The organism is Streptomyces sp. NPDC012510, assembly GCF_042955065.1.
Taxonomy (GTDB): Bacteria; Actinomycetota; Actinomycetes; order Streptomycetales; family Streptomycetaceae; genus Streptomyces.
Genome location: NZ_JBIBEN010000025.1, coordinates 124,490 through 143,895 on the forward strand (window position 1 = coordinate 124,490; position 19,406 = coordinate 143,895).

Sequence of the window (19,406 nt, forward strand, 5' to 3'; positions counted from 1 at the left end):
TTCGTTTCTTGGCACGGGTGTGCCGTGAGAGGAGTGACGGGCGAGGAGAGAGGGGCGGGGAGGGACGGGGCGGGGAGGGACGGGGCGAGGAGAGACGAGCACGCCGAACGGCGTCGGTGAGGAATCGGGTGCTCGGAGCGCTGGGACGGAGTGGCTCGTGGGGCGTAGTGGCTCGTGGGGCGTAGTGGCTCGTGGGGCGTGGGGCGTAGGGGGCGGGGTGCGCCCGCGGTTTCCTGGGTGGGCGCGCGCCGGTCCTGGCGGGCGGGTGAGCGCGTGGGGGCCTGGTGGGCGGTGCGCCCCCGGGTCGTGGTCGGGAGTGCGGCGGAGTCAGACGGCCGGGGCCTGGGACTCATGAGGTGCGAAGACAGCTCCGGTGCTGGCCCGCAGAGAGATCGGTGGCGCGAGGAGGTGGTTCCGGGCCGACGCGTCGGGGTCGTCGAGTCGCTCGACGAGAAGGTCGACGGCGAGACGGCCCATCTCCTCCGCCGGTACGTCCGCCGCGGTGAGCTGCGGGGTCACCGTCTCCGCCCACCGGCCGGCCACCACCCCGGTGACGGAGAAGTCGCGCGGCACATGGCGGCCCGCCTGGGCGAGCCCCCGGTAGAGACCGCCGAGCGCGGCCTCGTTCAGCGTGACCAAACCCGTGGTCGCCGGGTCGTCCCACAGGATCCGCTCCAGGCACGCTTGCCCCGAGGCCGCGTCGTCACCGCAGCAGTACGTCCGCACGGTCAGCCCTCGCTCGGCCGCGGCCTTGGTGAAACCGTCCAGGCCCCGGTGCGCCGACTCGTACCCGGCCCGCAGCAGTTGCCCGGGACGGTTGACGAAGGCGACCCGGCGGTGGCCGAGGTCCGCCAGGTGGTGGACGCACGCCGTCACCAGCGCGGTGTGGTCCAGACCCACCCACCAGCCGCGCTCAGGGCGGGCGGTGCGGCCGATGGCGACGGAGGGGAAGTCCAGCTCGGCCAGGTGATCGACCCGGTCGTCCGCCAGCCTGATCTCCATCAGGATCGCCCCGTCGACACGCCGCTCCCCCAGCAGCCGCTGGAAGGAACGGTCGCTGTCCACGCCGCTGGGAGACAGCAGCACGTCGTAGTCGTGCGCCGCCGCGGCCTCCACCACGCTGCCGATGAAATCCAGTTGCATACCCGTGTAGTGGCTGCCGGCCGGTGGAAACACCAGGCCGATCGTGCTGGTCCGGCCGTTGGCCAGGGCGCGGGCACTGGCGTTCGGGCGGTAGCCCAACTCGTCGATGACCTCCTGGATCTTCCGGCGGGTGGCGTCCGCGACCGGGCGCTTGCCGCTCAGCGCGTAGGACACGGTGCTCCGCGAGACACCGGCCCTGCGGGCGATCTCACCGATGTTCACGGAAGCTCCTTGCTCGAACCGGTTCGACGTTCCCATCGGGACCGGACGTCCGACTCGTGTGGGTACTGGTTTGTGAGGAGAGAGCGGCCCCGGATGGTCGAACCGGTTCGCGTGAAGTGAAGGTAGGAACAAGACGGACGGCTGTCAACACCCGCGACGACCCTTCCGCGAGAGCAGCGGAATCCGGCGAATTCGGGACTTCACTTGTGGCAGAGGTATTGCTGGGCGATTTGCTCGGTGCTAGCTTCCTGCGAACCGGTTCGATGACGTGCCCTTCCGGCGACCGGGGGCTCGCTCGCCCACAGCCCTTGCCGGGCGGAGCGCCGCCACTGCCACCTGGACAAGCCCCGCACCTTCGGGGTTCATGTGATCGAACCGATTCGACAGCACGTCAACTCGGAGCCTCCTCGTCGGTAACGGCATGCGGACGAGCATCCGGCCGGGGCGGGGCGACCGGGACCGTACGCAAAGGATTGAGGACGCACTCCATGCCATCCGCTGAAAGATCGGCAAGGCGCCGGGCCCCGGCCGCCGTGGCCCTGGCCCTCGGCGCCGGCGTACTGGTCACGCCGACCGTCCCCGCCCAGGCGGCCGACGCGCCCCAGCCCACCGTCCGCTACACCTTCGACGAGGACGACCTCGCCTCCGGGAAGATCATCGACGCTTCGGGCAACGGTCTGACGGCGAGCCTGGTGAACGGCTCCACCGCCCGGTCCGTCGAGGGCACGAACGGCGGCAAGGCACTCGCCCTGCCCGGCGGGGCGCCCACCTCCGACGGCGCGTACGTCCGCCTGCCCCGCGAAGTGATCGGCGATGCGACCGACCTGACGGTGTCCGCCCGCGTGAAGTGGGGCGGCGACAAGTCGTCCTGGCAGCGGATCTTCGATCTGGGCACCAACACCACCAAGTACCTCTTCAGCACCCCGTACAACGGCGGCGGGCTGTTCCAGACCTCCGTGACCACCGGCGGAGGCGGGGCGGAGGCCCAGGTCCGCGGCTATGCGGCGCTCCCCGCGGACGAGTGGCGGACGGTCACCGTCACCCTCGACACCGTCGCCGGGCGGCTCACCACCTACCTCGACGGCGTGGCGGTCTCCTCCGCCGCGACGACCGTCAAGGCCAGGGAACTGCTGGACGGCTCGGCCACGGCCGCCGGCTACATAGGCAAGTCCTTCTGGCCGGACCCGCTGTTCAAGGGCGCGATCGACGACTTCACCGTGTGGCACTCCGCGCTCACCGCCGAGCAGGTGGCCGGTACGGTCGGGGCCATGCCGACGGTTCAGGATCTCTCGAGAACCTCCTTCGAAGTCCGTACGACCACCAAAACCGCTCCGTCCCTCCCCATCGCTGTCCGCGCATCCTTCTCCGACGGCTACGACCGCGATCTGCCGATCACCTGGGACGCCGTGCCGTCCGACAAGTACGCCCAGCCGGGTTCCTTCACGGTGTCGGGCACGGCGGCCGGACGCGAGGTCAAGGCGACGGTCACCGTGGTCCGCGAGGGGCAGCTCACCGTCGACCTCGGCTCGGACACCGGCGCGTTCCACGGCGGTGCCTCCGGCACGCTCTACGGCGTGTACGGACCGGACGTCCCCAGCAGCAACCTCATCGCGGGCATGGGTCTGCGCACGGTCTCCACCAAGGCGCAGGACGGTCCGCAGCACCCCGGTGCCGACGCGCTGGAGGTGGTGAAGCCGCTGGCGGACTCCACCGACGGCGATGTGTACATCTACATGACCGACATTCACCGCGGCTTCCCGTACGAGTGGCCGGGCGACTCCCCCGCCGAGAAGCTCAGGCTCTACGAGGAGAAGATCGCCAAGCAGGTCGACCAGGTTCTCCAGCTGCCCGAGGAGTACCAGGACAACATCGTCTTCGTGCCGTTCAACGAGCCCGAGCTCAACATGTTCGGCACCGGCCGGTGGAGCTACGACAAGGTCAGCTGGCTCGACGACCCGGACGCCTTCTTCGCCGCCTGGGACTCCGCGTACGAGCTGATCAAGAGCAGGATGCCGGACGCCAGGATCGCGGGCCCCAACACCAGTGTCCTGCACGACCAGGTGAAGGGCTTCATGTCGCACGCCCTGGCCGCCGGCACGCTGCCCGAGGTCGTCACCTGGCACGAGCTGAGCCACCCGGAGGCGGTGCGCGACAGCGTCGCCAAGTACCGGGGCTGGGAGAAGGACCTGTTCGAGGGCACCTCGCGAGAGGGCACCCAACTGCCCGTCAACATCAACGAGTACGCCTTCAACTACCACACCTCGGTCCCGGGCCAGATGATCCAGTGGGTGTCCGCGATCGAGGAGTCCAAGGTGGACGCCGACATCGCGTACTGGAACATCGACGGCAACCTCTCCGACTCCGCCGTGCAGTCCAACCGCGGCAACGGGCAGTGGTGGCTGCTGAACGCGTACGCCTCGATGAGCGGGCACACGGTGAAGGTGACCCCGCCGTTCCCCGGCGAGAACTACACCATGCAGGGCGTCGCCACCCTCGACGAGAAGAAGAAGCAGGCCCGGCTGGTCTTCGGCGGCTCCACCGGCAAGGGCCACATCACCTTCGCGGGCGTTCCGAAGAAACTCTTCGGAAGGAGCGTGCACGCCTGGGTGCGGGAGATCGAGTGGACCGGGCAGGTGGGCGACTCCTCCGGCCCGAAGCTGCTCGCGGAGACGAACCTGCGGGTCGGGGACGACGGCACGGTGGTCGTCGACTTCGGTGACGGAGCCCTGCCGAAGCTGACGGAATCCTCGGCGTACGAGATCGTCCTCAGCCCGACCGGGAAGGCGAAGGCCACGCAGTCCTCGCCGGTGCGCTGGCAGAGCTCGTACGAGGCGGAGGACGCCGCCCACACCGGGTCCGGCTACTCCAAGAACGGTCCCGAGGGCTCGCCGCGCGACGTGTCGAAGTTCTACACCTCCGGCGGCTACGACGTCGGCGGCCTGCGCACCGGCTCGGACGTCACCCTCGACTTCGCCGTGGACGTGCCCGAGGACGGCACCTACGACCTGAGCGTCTTCGCCAACTCCCTCAACACCTTCGACAAGGTCAAGGAGCAGGGCCCCACCAACGTCTTCCTGCGGGTGGACGGCGAGGCGGACAGTGAGCGGGAACTGCACCTGCCGCTCGGCTACAAGTGGGTGGTCTGGGACCACACCGACACCCGGGTGAAGCTCACCAAGGGCAAGCACACCCTGACCCTCGCCGCGAAGAGCGCCGACGGCAAGCGCGTCACCAAGGGCGACGCCATCGTCGACCGCCTCACTCTCTCCCTCCCCGAGACATCGGCGAGCACACAGGTGTATGAGGGCGAACTCGCCTGGCTGGACGGCAGGGCACGGCCCGTCTACGACCTGCCGAAGCGGGCGGCCACGGGATCGGGCGCGGCCCGGCTCCGGAAGAAGGGGACCGCGACCTTCTGGGTCTACTCCCCCGCCGACCGCGAGGCCACCCTCAGGATCGACACCCTCGGCGGTTCGGACGCCCGCGTCGCCGTCAACGGCCAGAACGTCCTGCGCCTGGACAAGGGCGGCAACAGCGTCGCGGTCTCCCTGTCCGGCGGCATCAACAAGGTGACGGTGACCGGCGGTTCAGGCACCACCTTCGTCGACCGCCTGACGGTCACCCCGACCGAGGGCACCCTCAAGACGCGCACGTACGAGGCACAGGACGCCACCCTCGCCGGCTCGGCCACCCTCAGCCCGCTCTCCCTGGCCTCGGACGGCACCGCGATCACCGGCATCGGCGGCGCCCCGGGCAACGGCAACACGGCCACGTTCACCGTCGCCGCGGACAAGGCGGGCCTGTACGCGCTGCGCATCCGCTACTCCAACCCCGAACAGTCCCCGGCCACCCACTACAACCCGGACCCGCTCGCCCGCCACGCCGACCTCACCGTCAACGGCGGCGAGACGCGGCGGATCACCTTCCCGCACACCTTCCACCAGAACAACTTCTGGGAGCTGACCGTCCCGGTCCACCTCGAGGAGGGACAGAACACGCTCACGTTCCGCTCCGAGGAACTGCGCAACTTCGACGGCACCACCTACGCCTCGGACACCTTCCCCGGCGTACTGCTCCGCTCCCGCCATGCCCCGCTGATCGACCGGATCACGGTCGCGCCGTACGCGAGGAAGGTGCGATGAGGTGAGCGGCGTCGGCGGCGGCGGGGTGACGCCTACGAAGACCCGGTAGCGGGGCATCGCCTCCCCAACCCGCCACCCGTCGGAGCGCGCCCCGACCCGCCACCGACGCACGCAGCCGCTCATGGGTGAAGTGGGCGGAGTGAGCACTCACTCATTGACGGAGTGAGTGCTCACTCCGTACGCTCGGAGTCATGACAGCACCTGAGGAGAACCGAACCACACGCCGCCGCGCCCCCGTCATGTCGCCGGAGCGGCGCCGCGAGATGATAATCCAGACCGCGATCCCGCTGATCGCCGAGTACGGCGCCGCGGTGACGACCGCGAAGATCGCCCGCGCCGCGGGCATCGGCGAGGGCACGATCTTCCGGGTCTTCGCCGACAAGGACGAGCTGCTGCAGGCCTGCGTGTCCGAGGCGCTCTCCCCCGAACACGCGGTCCGCGAGCTCGACGCGATCGACGTGTCCCAGCCGCTGCCCGACCGGCTCGCGGAGGCGGCCGAGGCGCTGCAGGCGCACCTGTCCAGGATGGGCGCGATCCTCGGCTCCCTGGGGCATCGCGGCGGCAAGCACCCCGGCACGGTGCGCGGCGCGGGCCGCGACGACTCGACGGCCCGTATCCGCGCGGCCCTGGCGGAGCTGCTGGAGCCCGACAAGGCCGGCCTGCGCCGACCGCCGGAGCAGATCGCGGCCCTTTTCTTCGGACTGCTCTTCACCCAGCCGCGTACGGAGGACGAGCCCGACCTGACCCCGCAGGAACTGGTGGAGGTCTTCCTGCACGGGGCGCTCTCGGGCAGCGCCGAGTGAACGCGCGCAGAAGGCGCCCGGTGGTCACCGCCCTGGCCGTCCTGGCCCCCGTCCTGGTGTGGCTGATCGCGGACCCACTGCTGGGGCACCGGCTGCGGATCGCCGACGGCGAACGGACGCTCGACATCGGCGCCGTACCCGTGGCGGTCGTCGCACTCCTCGCGTCGCTCTCCGGATGGGGGCTGCTGGCCGCCCTGGAGCGGTTCGGGGCGCGGCGCGCCCCCGCCATCTGGACCGTGGTGGCCGGCGCCGCACTGGCCATGTCCTTCCTGCCGCTCGTCGGCGACGGCATGGACGGCGGCACCCGGATCTCCCTCGCTCTGATGCACGTGGCGGCGGTGCTGATCCTGGGGCTTGGCGGCAGGTCCCCCGGGGCGCGAGCCGGTGCCGCCGGGGGGTGACCGCCGGCACCGAGTACGCCGTGAACAGCACCGGCCGGAGGCAGCCCTGCGGCAGCGCGCGGCCGGGTCGACCGTCGAAGTGCCCCGGACGGGCGGTCCCCGTCAGCACCTCCCCAGCAGGCGAATCCGAGGCTCCCCGCCTCGCCGCCCACCGCCCACCGACGGCGTGCGGCCGTCGGGGCTGATGGCGAGGGCGCCGACGGCCTCCCAGGCGTCACCCATGACCGGTCTCCCGTGTTGTTCAGGCGGATTCGAGGATCGGGCGGATCTCGATGGTCTCCGGTGTGGGGAGGCTCTTGGCCAGTTCGAGGGCTTCCTCACGGTCGGCCACCTCGATGATGAACCAGCCGCCGAGGGTTTCCTCTCCGGCCTGCGCGGGCCCGTCGGTCACCACTGATGTCCCGTCGGCCTTTGTGCGCACCGTCGCCGGAGCGATGTGCTCGGTCTCCAGGGCCTCGCCGCCGACCAGTTTCCCGGCGGCGGCGAGGCTGCCGATCCAGCCTTCGTATTCCTTGCGGTATGCGGCCCGGTCGGCCTGGATCCGGCGGCGTGACTCGTCCGTCTCGAAGATCACGAGTGCGTATTTCATGAGGTTCCTCTCCGGCCGCCGTACGGGCGACCGCTGCTGATGGAATGTACGGGGGCAGCCTGGTCAGGGGGCGCTGTTCGCGGCGATGCGGGCGAGTGCGCCGGTCTCCAGTGCCGTCCACAGGGCACCGTCGGGGCCGACGGTGATTCCGTGCGGTTCGGAATGGGGAGTGGGCAGGTCGTGGACGGTGACGGAGCCGTCGGGGGTGATCGTGCCGACGCGGTTGCCTCCCCATTCGGTGAACCATGCGGCGCCGTGTTCATCGACGGTGACGGCGTGCGGTCGGGCGGTGCGGTCGGGCAGCGGGAACTCGGTGATCTGCCCGTCGGGAGTGATCCGTCCGATCTGACCGGCGGCGATCTCGACGAACCACAGGGTCCCGTCGTTGCCTGAGGCGATCCCCACCGGTGCTGCCGCCTCCGTCGGCAGGGGATGGATGTCGACCGCACCAGTCATGTCGATCCGGCCGATGGCGCCGGCCTGGTTGAGGGTGAACCACATCCCGTCGTCACCGGCGGTGATCGCGGAGGGGAAGGCGCCTGTGACCGGGAGCGAGAACTCGGTGATGTGGCCGTCGGTGGTGATACGGCCGATGCGGTCGGAGGCTGTCTCGGTGAACCACAGCGCGCCGTCGGGTCCCGTCGCGATGCCGAATGGTCCGCAGCCGGGTGTGGGCACGTCGAATTCGTCGATGACGCCGTCGGTGGTGATCCGCCCGATCCGGTCGGCCCGGTACTCGGTGAACCACAGCGCGCCGTCGGGTCCGGGTGTGATGACGGTCGGCCCGCAGGTGGGGTCGAGCCGGTGGCTCGTCGGCTCCTCACCGGGGACGAGGCGGCCGATCCGGCCGCTGTGGACGAGGGTGAACCATAACGCGCCGTCCGTCCCCGTGGTGAGGGCGTAGGGTCCGGCCTCGCTGTCGGCCACCGTGTGCTCTTCGATGGATATCCGGGTCAAAGGGGCTTCCCCAAACCGTGCTCGGTGGCGATGCGTTCGATGTCGGCCGGAGCTCCGGCCATGATGGTGCGGGCGTGTTCGGTGACCAGGTCGGCGGGCCAGTCCCACCACGCGGCGCGCAGCAGCCGCGTGGTGTCGGCGTCGGTGAAGCGCTGTCGGATCGGTCTGGCCGGGTTACCGCCGACGATCGTGTAGGGCGGAACGTCGGCGGTGACCACGGCACCGGCCGCGATGATGGAGCCGTCGCCGATCCGCACGCCGGGCATGACGGTCGTCTGGTAGCCGAACCAGACGTCGTTGCCGACGACCGTGTCGCCGCGGCTGGGCATGGCGGTGACGATGTCCAGGGTCTGTTCGGCCCACCGGCCGCCGAACATGGTGAACGGGTACGTGGACACCCCCATCGTCGGATGCTCGGCACCGGCCATCAGAAATGTGGTTCCCGAGGCGATCGCACAGTACTTGCCGATGATGAGACGCTCCGGCCCGTAGGCGTAGAGGACGTTGCGGTGCTCGAAGTCCGTGGCGCCGTTCGGATCGTCGTAGTAGGTGTACTCGCCCACGGCGATGTTCGGTGAGGTGACCAGCGGTTTGAGGAACACCACGCGGTCGTGGGCGGGCAGCGGGTGAACGGTGGTCGGATCAGGTGACAAGGTCGAGGTCCTTTGCCGGGTTGCGGGATGTCGCACACGGTCCGGGCCGGGCGTTGCCGGGGCATGGCCCGGATTCGGCCCGACGCGGTGGGCGGTCAGGCGTTCTCGGGGCCGGGCGGGGTGACCCATTCGACGAACTGGACGATCACCCCGTTGGGGTCGGTGACCTGGAAGAGGCGTTCGCCCCAGGGCTCCTCGCGCAGCGGCATGGTGATCTCGACGCCCTCGGTGCGCAGCCGCTGCTCCTCCTGCGCGATGCCGGTGGTGGTGAAGGCGAGGATCAGGCCGGAGGCGTGCTGGTCGCGCTGGTCGGCCGGTAGCACCTCGGTGCCGCGGGCGAGCAGGACGATGTCCATCGCGGCGTCGTCGCGCGACAGTGAGGCGAACCCATCGGCGGCGGCCTGCTCGACGTAGCCGAGGCGGGTGGTGAAGAACCGCTGGGACGCGGCGACATCGTCGACGGTGAGCGAGACGGTGGACGCGGTGATCTGCAAGGTGCCTTTCCTCAGTGGTTTCCGGGAGGTGGAGCGTGGGTGCCGGGTGGGCTCAGGTCAGTAGCCGGAGCAGCGTGGCAGATTACGGGCCTTCGGGGGAAACTTATTACGGACGTAAACTTAAACCGAACCCCCTCAAGGATGTCAACATAAAAATGCCACGAGGGTAAGATTGCTCCATGACTACCGACGCTACCTCGTCCGCACCCCCTACCGGCCTGAGGGAATCCAAGAAGCAGGAGACCCGTCAGCTCATCTCCGACGTCGCCACCGGCTTGTTCCTCGCCCAGGGTTTCGAGCAGACCACCATCGCCGAGATCGCCGCCGCCGCGCGGGTGGCGAAGAAGACGGTCACCAACTACTTCCCGCGCAAGGAGGATCTGGCCCTGGACCACCAGGACGCCTTCATCGCCACCCTGGCCGGTACGGTGACCGGCCGTCGGACCGGCGAGTCGGCCCTGTCGGCCCTGCATCACGCCTTCAGCGAAGCGGCGGCGAACGCCGACCCGGTCGCCGGGTTCTCCGGCCCCGACTTCGCCCGCATGATCGCCGACAGCCCCACCCTCTCCGCCCGACTGCGCGACCTGCACGACCTGCGAGAGGCCGCCTTGGCAGACGCCTTGGCCGATGCCACCGGCGCACTCCGCGGCGACATCACCCCCCGCACCGCCGCCGCCCTGCTCGGCGCCGTACACCGCACCCTGTTCCGGCGCATCCAGGAACTCACCCTCATCGGCCAGGACAACGCCCGGATCTCCGCCACTGTCACCGCAGAGGCGGACAGTGCCTTCGGCCTGTTGGCACCGTCGCTCGCGGACTACGCCGCAGCGTGACCAGGCCTCGCTCGTCGGCGTTCCGACGGCGCCCGGTCTGTGACAGCCGCCGAAACGGCCGCGCCTCCAGGGGGCGCGCTGGACAGATGCCGCCTGTCGTCAAACGATCGTTTGACGACAGGCGGCTGCGTCCGATGAACCCGTGCAGCCGCCTCCACCCCTCCAGCGCCCCAAGTTCCGCGAACCGCTCATCTACCCACGGCCGGGCGACACCGTGTACATCTCCGACCGGTCACATCACACCGAATCCACCTGCTGAGCACTCTCGCGGGGACCACGCCCCGGTGTCACGAACAGTGCCACGACCGCTACTACGGCGGCCACGACGGCGCCGGTGGTGAAGCCGCGGGAGAAGCCCGCCTCGTCGGTTCCGGCGATGCTCGCCGCGGCCATGCTGGAGACGACGGCAGCGCCGAGCGAGGCACCGAACTCGTGGAACGTGCTCACGATTCCGGAAGCGAGACCGGCTTCGTGCGGTTCGATCTGGCCCAGCGCGGTGGCGGAGGCGACGACGAAGAGCACCCCGGTGCCGGCGGCAGCGACCGCGATGCCGGTCACCAGAGCGGGAGTGCTGTCCCAGAGTGCCGGAATCAGCATGCCGGCGGCGGCGAGGAGAAGACCGACCACTCCCAGCGTTCGAGGTCCGGTGCTTCCGATCACACGCCCCGCCGCGGTCGCCCCGACCATCGTCGCCAGCGCGACGGGCAGGAAGAGCAGGCCGGTTTCGAGCGCACCGAATCCGCGGTGGTCCTGCAGGGAGAAGGTGCCGAGGAAGAACACCATGATCATCAAGGCGGTGGCCACGAGGATCAGCAGCGCTCCTGTCGCGACCGGCCGGCGGACCAGAAGCCGCACGTCCATCAGCGGAGACTCCGCCCGGCGCTGACGGACGACGAAGGCCCCGTAGAGGAGCACGGCGGCGACGACCAGCCCGGCGGTCGTCACCGTGGCCCACCCCTTGTCGCCGGCCTGGATCAGGGCGTAGGTCAGAGTGCCGGTGGCCGCGGTCACCAGCACCGCGCCCACCACGTCGAGCCGGCCCCGCGTGGCCGGGCGCGGCTGCGGAGGGAGCTGCATCCGCAGAGCGACGAAGACCACCACACCGACGGGGACGTTGATGAAGAACACCCACGGCCACCCGGGGCCCGCGGTGAGCAGTCCTCCCAGGAGCACGCCCAACGCCGCTCCGGTGCCGCCCAGTGAGGACCAGATGCCCAGCGCCTTGTTGCGCTCCTCACCGTCGAAGAGCGTGACGATCAGCGACAGAGCGGCCGGAGACAGCATGGCCGCCGCGAGGCCCTGAACCACGCGCCCCCCGAGGAGGACGGGTCCGGACGTGGCCAGGCCCGCCAGCAGCGAGGCGCCGGCGAACAGCAGCAGAGCCACCAGGACCATGCGGCGGGCCCCGAACAGGTCGGCCGCGCGGCCTCCGAGCAGGAGAAGGCCGCCGAAGGCGAGGGTGTAGCCGCTCACGACCCAGGTGAGAGCCTCGCGCTCGAGCCCGAGATCCGCGCCGAGGTGCGGCAGGGCGATGGCGACAACGGTGACATCCAGGATCAGCATCAACTGTGCGACGCCCACGAGCCCCAGGATCTTCCAGCGGCGTGGGTCGGGACTGGCAACGGGAGTGGTGGCAGCCATCGGTTCGGTCATGGCGGTCCCCCTTCTCAGTAAGTCAAACACCAGTGTTCGAGTTCTGGGCGCTACTCTAACCCGTACATTGGTGTTCGACTTACGGAGTTGCATGTCTCGCCCAGTTCCCGGAGCCACCCGCAGAGCCGACGCACAGCAGAACGTGGAGAAGATCCTCGACGCGGCGATCGACTGCCTCAGCCGCAACTCCGACGCGAGCGTGGTCCAGATCGCCCAGGCCGCGGGGGTCGGCCGGGTCACCTTGTACGGCCACTTCCCGTCCCGGGACGGGCTCATCGAGGCGGCGTTGACACGCCTGCTCACACAGGGCGACGAGGTTCTGGAGGGCCTCGACCTCACAGGCGATCCCCGAAGCGCGCTGGACGCCCTCATCCGGTCGAGCTGGCTCCTGATCGCGCAAGCGAGCGCGGTTCTCGAAGCCGCGCAGACAGTACTGCCCCCAGGACGGATCCACGCCCTCCATGCCAGGCCCGAGCAGCGCGTCCGTGACCTGATCACTCGTGGACAGGCCGAAGGCGTCTTCCGCGACGACCTTCCCGCGAGCTGGCTGGCGAGCGCTCTCCACCACATCCTCAAGGGCACGGTGGCAGACGTGGCCGACGGAACACTGGATCCGGAGGACGCCCCCCGCTTCATCACCCAGATCACTCTGGCGGCCTACACCCCGCCCCTGGACCTGTAGCAGGCGAAGACCCTGGATCCTTGAAGCGCCCGCCTCGATCGGCATGTACCGCACCGTCCGGGACGCCGGCTGAGTCGGATCAGCGGGCCCGGAGGCGAAGCAGGCTCGGTGCGGCGTCCGGGAGGGCCAGGAGATCCACGCGGTGGTGCCGCCCCTCGGTGTGGGCCGGGGTCTGGTCGTCGTAGTGCGGGGAGGCCGGGTTGCCCGAGGCGCCGTGGCGCAGGACGTCCCACAACCCCGGGCCGGAGGGCGTCAGTTCGGCCACGAACCTCCACGGTGCTCCGTCGATCACACCTCCCTTCGGGGAGGACGAGGCCAGGCCGACCGAGTGTGAGCTGCCACCGGCCGGTGTCGAGGGCGCGCCGAAGAGCGGGGCGAGTGCGGGGACGGCCCTGCCGAGCGGGTGCTGGTCGTTGATCCGGTGCACCCGGTCGTACCGCCACTGGGACGGGTCCTCGCCCAGATCCCCGGCGATCCGCAGCGCTGTCTCGGCCAGCGCGCGGCACACCACCGCCGACAGCGTCTCCCAGTCACCGAGTGCCACTCTGGCGTCGGGAGTGAGCACCAGGTGATCGACCTGGAGGGTCACGTCCGGCATGGCGGCGGCCAGTTCCTCTCCCAGACGGCTGCCGATCCAGTGCTCCGTGAGCATCTGCATAAGCCGGAAGAACACCAGGGGTGCCGCCAGATGGCCGTGGTCGTGGCCGTCCCACTCCGTCAGCAGCCGACGGCAGGTGACGGCGAGCGGCGCTTCCGGGGGCTCCCGGTCCAGCGCGTCGAGCAGGGTGGGCAGCACCCGGCGGGCCCGGCCGTTCAGGAGGTCGGACTGCCACCGGGCGCACGCCTCCGCGGTGACATCGCCTTCCGCGGTGATCAGCTCCTCGATCCGCTCCGCACGGTAGGGCGGTAGCCAGTCCACCCCCAGGTCCAGCGGAGCCGTAGCAGGCAACAGCCGGTGGTTGGCGGACACGATGTATCCCTCGGGCGGGTCGACCACCTCCGGCAGGTCGTCGAAGCCGAGGAATTCCTCCCACGAGCGTGCGACCTGGGAGTGTCCGGCCGGGACGTTCCCACTGCTGCCCGGCACTCGCAGGGGGACGTTCCCCGCAGTCTTCAGGGCGATGGTGCCGTCCTGACAGGCCACCACCACGTTGAGCACCGGGACCCCGAACGTGCGCAGTGCGTCCCGGAGTTGCGGGTAGTCCCGCGCGCGCCACATCCGTTGGCATGCCTCGATCTCCACCGAGGGCTCCAGGCCGCTCCAGAACAGGCCGTACCGGGCTTCGCCGACCGAGCCGGGCGGGTCCAGTTCGACGTGGCGTGCGCCGCCGGCCGCGCGTACCCGTACGGGCTCCGCGCCTCGTACGGTGATGACGCTGTCCTCGGTCCACGCGTCGTCCGGCGCCTGGCCGGCGCCGGCTTCGGCGTCGGCGTCGGTTTCGGCGTCGGCGTCGGCGTCGGCGTCGGCGTCGGCGTCGGCGTCGGGCCGCAGCGTGCACAGGTCCTGGGTGTCCACGGTGGAGTTGGTGATGCCCCAGGCCAGATGGCGGTTGGCACCGGCGATCAGACCCGGCACGCCGGGGACGGTGACGCCGTAGCCGGTCGTGCCGTCCGCCGCCGCTCCCTCGTCGGCCGGCCGGTCGTCGAGCCGCAGGCCCATCTGGTACCAGAGGCTGGGCTGGGTGAGAACGATGTGCGGATCGTTTGCCAGCAGCGGGTTCCCGGAAGCCGTACGGGCACCGGACACGGCCCACGCGTTGGAGCCGAGGGGCCGCTCGCCGCGCAGCAGGGCGTCGAACCAGGCCCGCGAGGGCGGGGGCAGGTCCGCCGGGGAGGGTGCCCCGGCTCCGGCCTCGGTCACGGGCGTCCCGCTCGCCGGGGCCGCGGAGGCCAGGCGGATGGTCACCGCCCCGTCGGCCGGGTACTTCGGGGTGGTGAAGGCCGCCGCGTACTGGGGGCACTCCCGGGCGAGCCGGGCACGGAACGCTTCGTTGGCGAGGTTCCGGCCGAGGTCGAAGCCGAGGTGTTTGATGATGGCGATCGAGTCCTGCGGGCTCCACGGTTCGGGGCCGTAGCGCAGCAGTACGAATTCCACGGGGAGACCGCCCCGCCGCCGCATCCTTCGTACGGCGGCGTTGATCCCGTCGCTGAACGCCACCAGGTTGGCCCGGTGTTCCGTGGACAGCAACGCCTCGGAACGGCGGGCGACCCGGCCGAGCGCCAGCTTCCGGGCCCGGATGTCCTCGTCGACCACGGCGGCGCCGAAGATCTCGGCCAGCCGTCCCAGGGCCCTGCGCCGCAGCACGTCCATCTGCCAGAGCCGGTCGGTCGCTTGGGCGTGGCCGACGGCGAAGTAGAGGTCGCGCTCGTCGGCGGCCGTGACGAAGGGGACGCCTCGTTCGTCGCGCCGGATGTCGGCGCCCTCGATCAGCCCGCCGAGCCGGAGCCGGCCACGACTCTGCTGGGCGCGCAGGCTGGGCAGTGTCAGCAGCCGCAGCCCCCTCTCACGCCACCTCGCCGGCATGCTCCTCCTTCGAGTGCTCCGCCGCGCGATCCGGGGCTGAGGTGCCCAGTCCGGGGATCCGTCGGCCGACGAACAGATAGATGATCACGCTGAGCAGGGCGAAGCAGCCGACACCGAGGAACATGGTGGTGCCGCCGTAGGCAGCGAGCAGCAGGCCGCCGGTGAACGGGCCGATGAAGACGCCGAGTTGGGCGAAGGTCTGCGCGCCGAAGTAGGCGCCTCGGCGTTCCTCCGGCGCGATCCGGTCGATGATGGCGAACTCCGCCGGATAGATGAGGATCTCACCGAGCGAGAACACCACCATCGCGGCGACGAAGTGCCAGATCTCCTGCGAGAACGCGAAGCCGGCCATGCCGAGGACGGTCAGCAGACCACCGACGACTATGGATGTCACCGGGTTGCGTTTATCCATGAACCGGGAGACGAACAGTTGCAGCGTCACCACGGTCACCGCGTTGGCGGTCAGCACGTACCCCAGGATCACGGTGCCGTCGACGAAGCCGTCGGAGAGATGCTGCGCGAGCAGCGAGGAGACGCGGCCGTGCACGGCCTCCAGCAGCAGTCCGGCGAGGATGAGGAAGAGCAGGCGCGGGTCGGTCGCCACGACCCGCGCGCTCTCCGCGAGCCCCTTGAGCGCGCTGCCGAGCCCCTCCGTGTCCGCGGCCGTCCGCCTGGGCTCTGCTGCTGCTGACGCGGTCGACGCCGATGTCAGCAGCAGGATTCCGGCCAGGCCGAGCAGGTAGACGCCATAGCCGGCCGCGCCGACGAGGAACGCCGACCTGCCGCCGGCCAGACCGATCGCCGCGCCGACGAGCGGTCCGACGGCGAAGCCCATGTTGGTGGCCATGTACTGGTACGAGAAGGTCTTCACCCGTCGTTCCGGCGGGAGCAGGTCGCTCAGCAAGGCCTTGCCCACCGGCCCGAAGGAACTGCTGCTCAACGCCAGCGTCGCGTTGAAGACGAAGACCGCCAGGACGCCGTGGCTGAAGTAGAGGCCGACGAAGGACCCGATCACGCCCAGGAGGGAGATCAGCAGCAGCCGGGTCCGTCCGAGGATGTCGGAGAGCGAACCTCCGACGAACCCGGCGAAGATCGAGAAGAACACGGACGAGCCGATGATGAAGCCGATCATGCCCGGCTGGAGCCCGAGTTCCTTGCGGAGGAACACGGCCAGGAAGGGGACGGTGACCGAGTTGGCGAGGCTCATGACGCCGGCGCCGACGATCAGTACCCGCGCCAGGACGGGCAGTGTCGCGCTGGGTGTGGGGGTGGGGGTGGGCGTGGGGGTCATCGCGCTGTGGCGCCTTTCCCTGGTGCGGAGTTCGTGCCGGGCTTGCCGGTGTCGGGCGGAGCGTCGTGCGCGCTGAGGAACCGTTGCAGGAGTTCGGCCAGACGCCCGGCGTGCGGGTTGCGCAGCATGCCCTCGTGGTCGGCGTCGATGCCTTCCACGCGGAGGGTGCCGGGCAGGTACCGGGACCAGCCCGTCGGACGGTCCGCGCTCGACCTGCCGGCTGTCGCCTCGGCCCTGACGAAGAGGGCGGGATGCTCGGCGGCCCGTGGTTCGGGCCAGCTGAGGTCGCACGTGCGCCGATAGGTCCGGAAGGCCGTCTCCAGGCCGCCCTCGAAGAACTCCACGGCGGGCGGTCCGATGATGCTCTCCGCACGTTTCAGGACGGCCTCGGTGGACTCCGTACGGAGCAGTTCCCGCAGGTCGGTGTCCCGGTGCCGGGCAAGGCCGGGGAAGAGGCCGCCGAGCGTGGCGAGGAACGTCAGGAGCTGGTCGTCGTGACCGCCGGAGAGTGTCTTCGCCAGCGCGGGCGGGTCCAGTGCGTCGAGCAGGACCAGACCGGCGACCGGGACGCCTCGCTCACGCAGTTCCTCGGCGACGTGGAAGCCGAGGGAGCCGCCGTAGGAGTGGCCGATGATGTGGAGGGGGCCGCCCTCCACGGTGGCGGTGATGATCCGGGCGCACTCCCTGGCGAGGGTCACGGCGGTTGCTTCTCCGTCGTGCGCCCGCACCAGGTCGGCGGTGGAGAGGGCGTAGAAGGAGCGGTCCCGGAAGTGGGAGGAGAGCTGGGCGAAGGACTCGCCCAGACCGAGCACCCCGGGCAGGGCGAACACGGGGGTTGCGCCCGCCGGGTTCTGCCGGAGGCGCACGAGGGCGGAGTGGTCGCCGAGGGAGGTCTTCGGTGACCGGACGGTGGGGGTGGATGCCGCGGGCCGTCCGGTCTGTCGCAGGGGCGCCGTCCTGGCTTCTGCTGTGCCGCTGAGGTGGGTGAGCAGCTGTGCGAACTCCTCTGCCAGGCCGGTGATCGAGTCCCTGCGGAACAGGCCCGTGTTGTAGCGCCACCGGAACGTCAGCTCCCCGGCTCCCTCGACCGCGTCGAGCATCAGTTCGGCCTGCGCGCCGGGGTCGGGGCTGCGTAGCGGGATGACGTCGAGTCCGTCCAGGTCGAGCGCCGCCGCCTCGATGTTCTGCAGCACGAGCATGATCTGGAAAAGTGGTGCGTGGTCCGGGCTGTGCCGGGGGTTCAGCCGCTTGAGCAGCAGGGCGAGTGGGAGGTGCTGACGTTCCAGGTCCCGAATGGTCTGCTCACGCACCTGGGCCAGCAGTTCGCTGAAGGTGGCGGCGCTGTCCAACCGGGTCCGCAGCACGATGGTGTTGACGAACATGCCGATCACGTCGTCGAGTTCGGCCGTCGGCCGGTTCGCCACGGGACTGCCGACCACGATGTCGTCACTGCCGGAGCGGCGGGCCAGCAGGAGCGAGAAGGCCGCCTGGAGGAACGTGAAGAGGGTGACGTTCTCCTGGCGGCAGGTTCGCCGCACCGCGTCGGCGACCGGCCCGGTCAGGCGGGTGGTGACGGTGTCCCCCGAGTATGTTCCCGCCGGTCGTGGCGAGTCGAGCGGCAGCCGGTGCACGGTGGGCAGCGCAGCCAGCCGCTCCTCCCAGTACGCGAGGTCCTGTTCCCGGTCCGGCCCGCTGAGCCACTGCTGCATGCTGTACGCGTAGTCCACGTACGTGTGCGGGAGCGGTTCGAGGGGGTGCCGCTCGTCCTGCGGGTTCTTCCGGAAGTGGGCGTACAGGGTTTTGAGTTCGCGGCCGAGTACGGCGATGGACCAGCCGTCCGTGGCGATGTGGTGCGCGGTGATCAGGAGGACGTGCAGCGCGGGTGCCACGCGGACCAGACGTACCCGGAGCATGGGGTCGCCGCCCAGGTCGAAGGGCCGGACGGACTCCCGCCCCGCCAGCCGGTCGACGGCCAGGCGCCAGTCCTCGCCCGGATACTGCGGCAGCTCTTCGGGCAGCAGCCGGAGGGGCTCCGCGGGCCGGACGACCTGGACGAGCTCGCCGTCCTCCACGTGGAGGACGGTACGCAGCGGAGCGTGCCGCTCGACGACGGCGGTGAAGGCCCGCTCCAGCGCCTCGGCGTCCAGGCCGCCCTCGAGCAGCAGCGTGGTGTGCAGGTGGTAGGCGGGGCTGTCCGGTTCCAGCTGGGAGAGGTAGTACAGCCGCCGCTGGGCGTCGGTGGCCGGATGGTGCGCGGCCGCTGGTGCCTTGACGATGCCGAAGCCCCGGCTTCTTCCGCGTGACGGCTCCGCCAGGCGCTCCCGGACGACGGCCGCCAGCGCGCGCGGGGTGGGCTCGCCGAGGAACTCGCGCAGCGGCACCTCGACGTCGAAGGCGGCTCGTACCCCGGCCAACAGCCGGGTGGCCAGCAGCGAGTGGCCTCCCAGGTCGAAGAAGTCGGCGGTCGGATCCGCCCGGTCGAGGTGCAGCAGCTCGGTGACGATCCGCAGGACATGGTCCTCGACGGCGTCGGCCGGCGTCTCCTCGCGGCCGGCCTCCGGGAAGGTGAGGGTCGAGTCGGCGGACGGCTCGGGGAGGGCACTGCGGTCCACCTTGCCGTTCCGGGTGAGCGGCAGCCGGTCGAGGCGTACGAAGACGCGGGGAATCATGTAGTCGGGAAGCGTCACTCCGAGTGCCTCGTGCAGCGGCTCTGCCGAGAGTCGCTGTTCTTCGAGTTCTCCGGGTTCTCCGGGTTCTCCGGGTTCTCCGGGTTCTCCGGGTTCTCCGGGTTCTCCGGGTTCTCCGGGTTCTCCGGGTTCTCCGACGGGGACGACGTACGCCACGAGGCTGTTGCCCCGCCCGGGCAGGTCGCGGGCGACCACCACGGCCTCGGCCAGGGAGGGCAGGGCGCGCAGCGCCTGCTCGATCTCGCCGAGTTCGATGCGGAAGCCGCGGATCTTGACCTGGTCGTCCTTGCGGCCCCGGTACTCGTACTCGCCCGTGGAAGTGAGCCGGGCCA

At 70.4% G+C, this 19,406-nt stretch carries 14 protein-coding genes; 5 read left to right on the plus strand and 9 right to left on the minus strand.

Annotated features, from left to right (window positions below):
• Positions 1 to 327: 327 nt before the first annotated feature.
• Complete coding sequence (locus ACFY9I_RS35170; RefSeq protein WP_391009228.1) at positions 328 to 1,365, minus strand: substrate-binding domain-containing protein; 1,038 nt, start codon at positions 1,363 to 1,365, stop codon at positions 328 to 330.
• 488 nt (positions 1,366 to 1,853) lie between these two features.
• Here ACFY9I_RS35170 and ACFY9I_RS35175 point away from each other — a divergent pair, with 488 nt between their 5' ends.
• The 3 genes from ACFY9I_RS35175 to ACFY9I_RS35185 all read left to right on the plus strand — a co-directional run bounded on the left by ACFY9I_RS35175 (position 1,854) and on the right by ACFY9I_RS35185 (position 6,711).
• Positions 1,854 to 5,507 carry a LamG-like jellyroll fold domain-containing protein gene (locus tag ACFY9I_RS35175; protein WP_391009231.1) on the plus strand — a complete coding sequence of 1,218 codons (3,654 nt, stop codon included), beginning with the start codon at positions 1,854 to 1,856 and terminating at the stop codon, positions 5,505 to 5,507.
• Between the two features lie 191 nt (positions 5,508 to 5,698).
• Positions 5,699 to 6,310 carry a TetR family transcriptional regulator gene (locus tag ACFY9I_RS35180; RefSeq protein WP_391009234.1) on the plus strand — a complete coding sequence of 204 codons (612 nt, stop codon included), beginning with the start codon at positions 5,699 to 5,701 and terminating at the stop codon, positions 6,308 to 6,310.
• Positions 6,311 to 6,330: 20 nt separating this feature from the next.
• Entirely contained in the window at positions 6,331 to 6,711 is a 381-nt protein-coding gene (locus ACFY9I_RS35185; protein ID WP_391009237.1) for a DUF6069 family protein, read from the plus strand.
• 241 nt (positions 6,712 to 6,952) lie between these two features.
• Here ACFY9I_RS35185 and ACFY9I_RS35190 read toward each other — a convergent pair whose 3' ends face one another.
• From ACFY9I_RS35190 to ACFY9I_RS35205, 4 genes are all read right to left on the minus strand, one after another.
• Positions 6,953 to 7,300, minus strand: coding sequence for a YciI family protein (locus ACFY9I_RS35190; RefSeq protein WP_391009240.1), 348 nt, complete (start codon positions 7,298 to 7,300; stop codon positions 6,953 to 6,955).
• Between the two features lie 63 nt (positions 7,301 to 7,363).
• Positions 7,364 to 8,257, minus strand: coding sequence for a virginiamycin B lyase (locus ACFY9I_RS35195; RefSeq protein WP_391009243.1), 894 nt, complete (start codon positions 8,255 to 8,257; stop codon positions 7,364 to 7,366).
• Positions 8,254 to 8,910 carry a DapH/DapD/GlmU-related protein gene (locus ACFY9I_RS35200; RefSeq protein ID WP_391009246.1) on the minus strand — a complete coding sequence of 219 codons (657 nt, stop codon included), beginning with the start codon at positions 8,908 to 8,910 and terminating at the stop codon, positions 8,254 to 8,256. The genes ACFY9I_RS35195 and ACFY9I_RS35200 overlap by 4 nt, the downstream gene beginning before the upstream one ends.
• A 95-nt stretch (positions 8,911 to 9,005) precedes the next feature.
• Positions 9,006 to 9,404, minus strand: coding sequence for a VOC family protein (locus tag ACFY9I_RS35205; RefSeq protein ID WP_391009249.1), 399 nt, complete (start codon positions 9,402 to 9,404; stop codon positions 9,006 to 9,008).
• Between the two features lie 179 nt (positions 9,405 to 9,583).
• Here ACFY9I_RS35205 and ACFY9I_RS35210 point away from each other — a divergent pair, with 179 nt between their 5' ends.
• On the plus strand, positions 9,584 to 10,237 hold the full coding sequence (locus tag ACFY9I_RS35210; RefSeq protein ID WP_391009252.1) for a TetR family transcriptional regulator: 654 nt from the start codon (positions 9,584 to 9,586) through the stop codon (positions 10,235 to 10,237).
• A 237-nt stretch (positions 10,238 to 10,474) separates the two neighbouring features.
• On the opposite strand, the gene ACFY9I_RS35215 is transcribed toward ACFY9I_RS35210, so the two are convergent.
• Complete coding sequence (locus ACFY9I_RS35215; RefSeq protein WP_391009254.1) at positions 10,475 to 11,890, minus strand: MFS transporter; 1,416 nt, start codon at positions 11,888 to 11,890, stop codon at positions 10,475 to 10,477.
• A 91-nt stretch (positions 11,891 to 11,981) separates the two neighbouring features.
• Here ACFY9I_RS35215 and ACFY9I_RS35220 point away from each other — a divergent pair, with 91 nt between their 5' ends.
• Positions 11,982 to 12,572, plus strand: coding sequence for a TetR family transcriptional regulator (locus tag ACFY9I_RS35220; protein ID WP_391009257.1), 591 nt, complete (start codon positions 11,982 to 11,984; stop codon positions 12,570 to 12,572).
• 79 nt (positions 12,573 to 12,651) lie between these two features.
• On the opposite strand, the gene ACFY9I_RS35225 is transcribed toward ACFY9I_RS35220, so the two are convergent.
• From ACFY9I_RS35225 to ACFY9I_RS35235, 3 genes are all read right to left on the minus strand, one after another.
• Positions 12,652 to 15,096 carry a penicillin acylase family protein gene (locus ACFY9I_RS35225; protein ID WP_391009260.1) on the minus strand — a complete coding sequence of 815 codons (2,445 nt, stop codon included), beginning with the start codon at positions 15,094 to 15,096 and terminating at the stop codon, positions 12,652 to 12,654.
• The gene (locus tag ACFY9I_RS35230; RefSeq protein WP_391009263.1) at positions 15,077 to 16,387 is read right to left on the minus strand and encodes an MFS transporter; all 1,311 of its coding nucleotides are present in this window, start codon (positions 16,385 to 16,387) and stop codon (positions 15,077 to 15,079) included. Before ACFY9I_RS35230 ends, ACFY9I_RS35225 begins: the two co-directional genes overlap by 20 nt.
• Positions 16,384 to 19,406: condensation domain-containing protein (locus tag ACFY9I_RS35235; RefSeq protein ID WP_391009266.1), on the minus strand; the 3,023-nt coding region annotated here is incomplete at its 5' end. The genes ACFY9I_RS35235 and ACFY9I_RS35230, both read right to left, overlap by 4 nt.

Coding starts and splice junctions, on each gene's coding strand:
- ACFY9I_RS35175 (WP_391009231.1), top strand. CDS start 1,854: ATGCCATCCGCTGAAAGATCGGCAAGGCGCCGGGCCCCGGCCGCCGTG.
- ACFY9I_RS35180 (WP_391009234.1), top strand. CDS start 5,699: ATGACAGCACCTGAGGAGAACCGAACCACACGCCGCCGCGCCCCCGTC.
- ACFY9I_RS35190 (WP_391009240.1), bottom strand. CDS start 7,300: ATGAAATACGCACTCGTGATCTTCGAGACGGACGAGTCACGCCGCCGG.
- ACFY9I_RS35210 (WP_391009252.1), top strand. CDS start 9,584: ATGACTACCGACGCTACCTCGTCCGCACCCCCTACCGGCCTGAGGGAA.
- ACFY9I_RS35215 (WP_391009254.1), bottom strand. CDS start 11,890: ATGACCGAACCGATGGCTGCCACCACTCCCGTTGCCAGTCCCGACCCA.
- ACFY9I_RS35220 (WP_391009257.1), top strand. CDS start 11,982: ATGTCTCGCCCAGTTCCCGGAGCCACCCGCAGAGCCGACGCACAGCAG.
- ACFY9I_RS35225 (WP_391009260.1), bottom strand. CDS start 15,096: ATGCCGGCGAGGTGGCGTGAGAGGGGGCTGCGGCTGCTGACACTGCCC.
- ACFY9I_RS35230 (WP_391009263.1), bottom strand. CDS start 16,387: ATGACCCCCACGCCCACCCCCACCCCCACACCCAGCGCGACACTGCCC.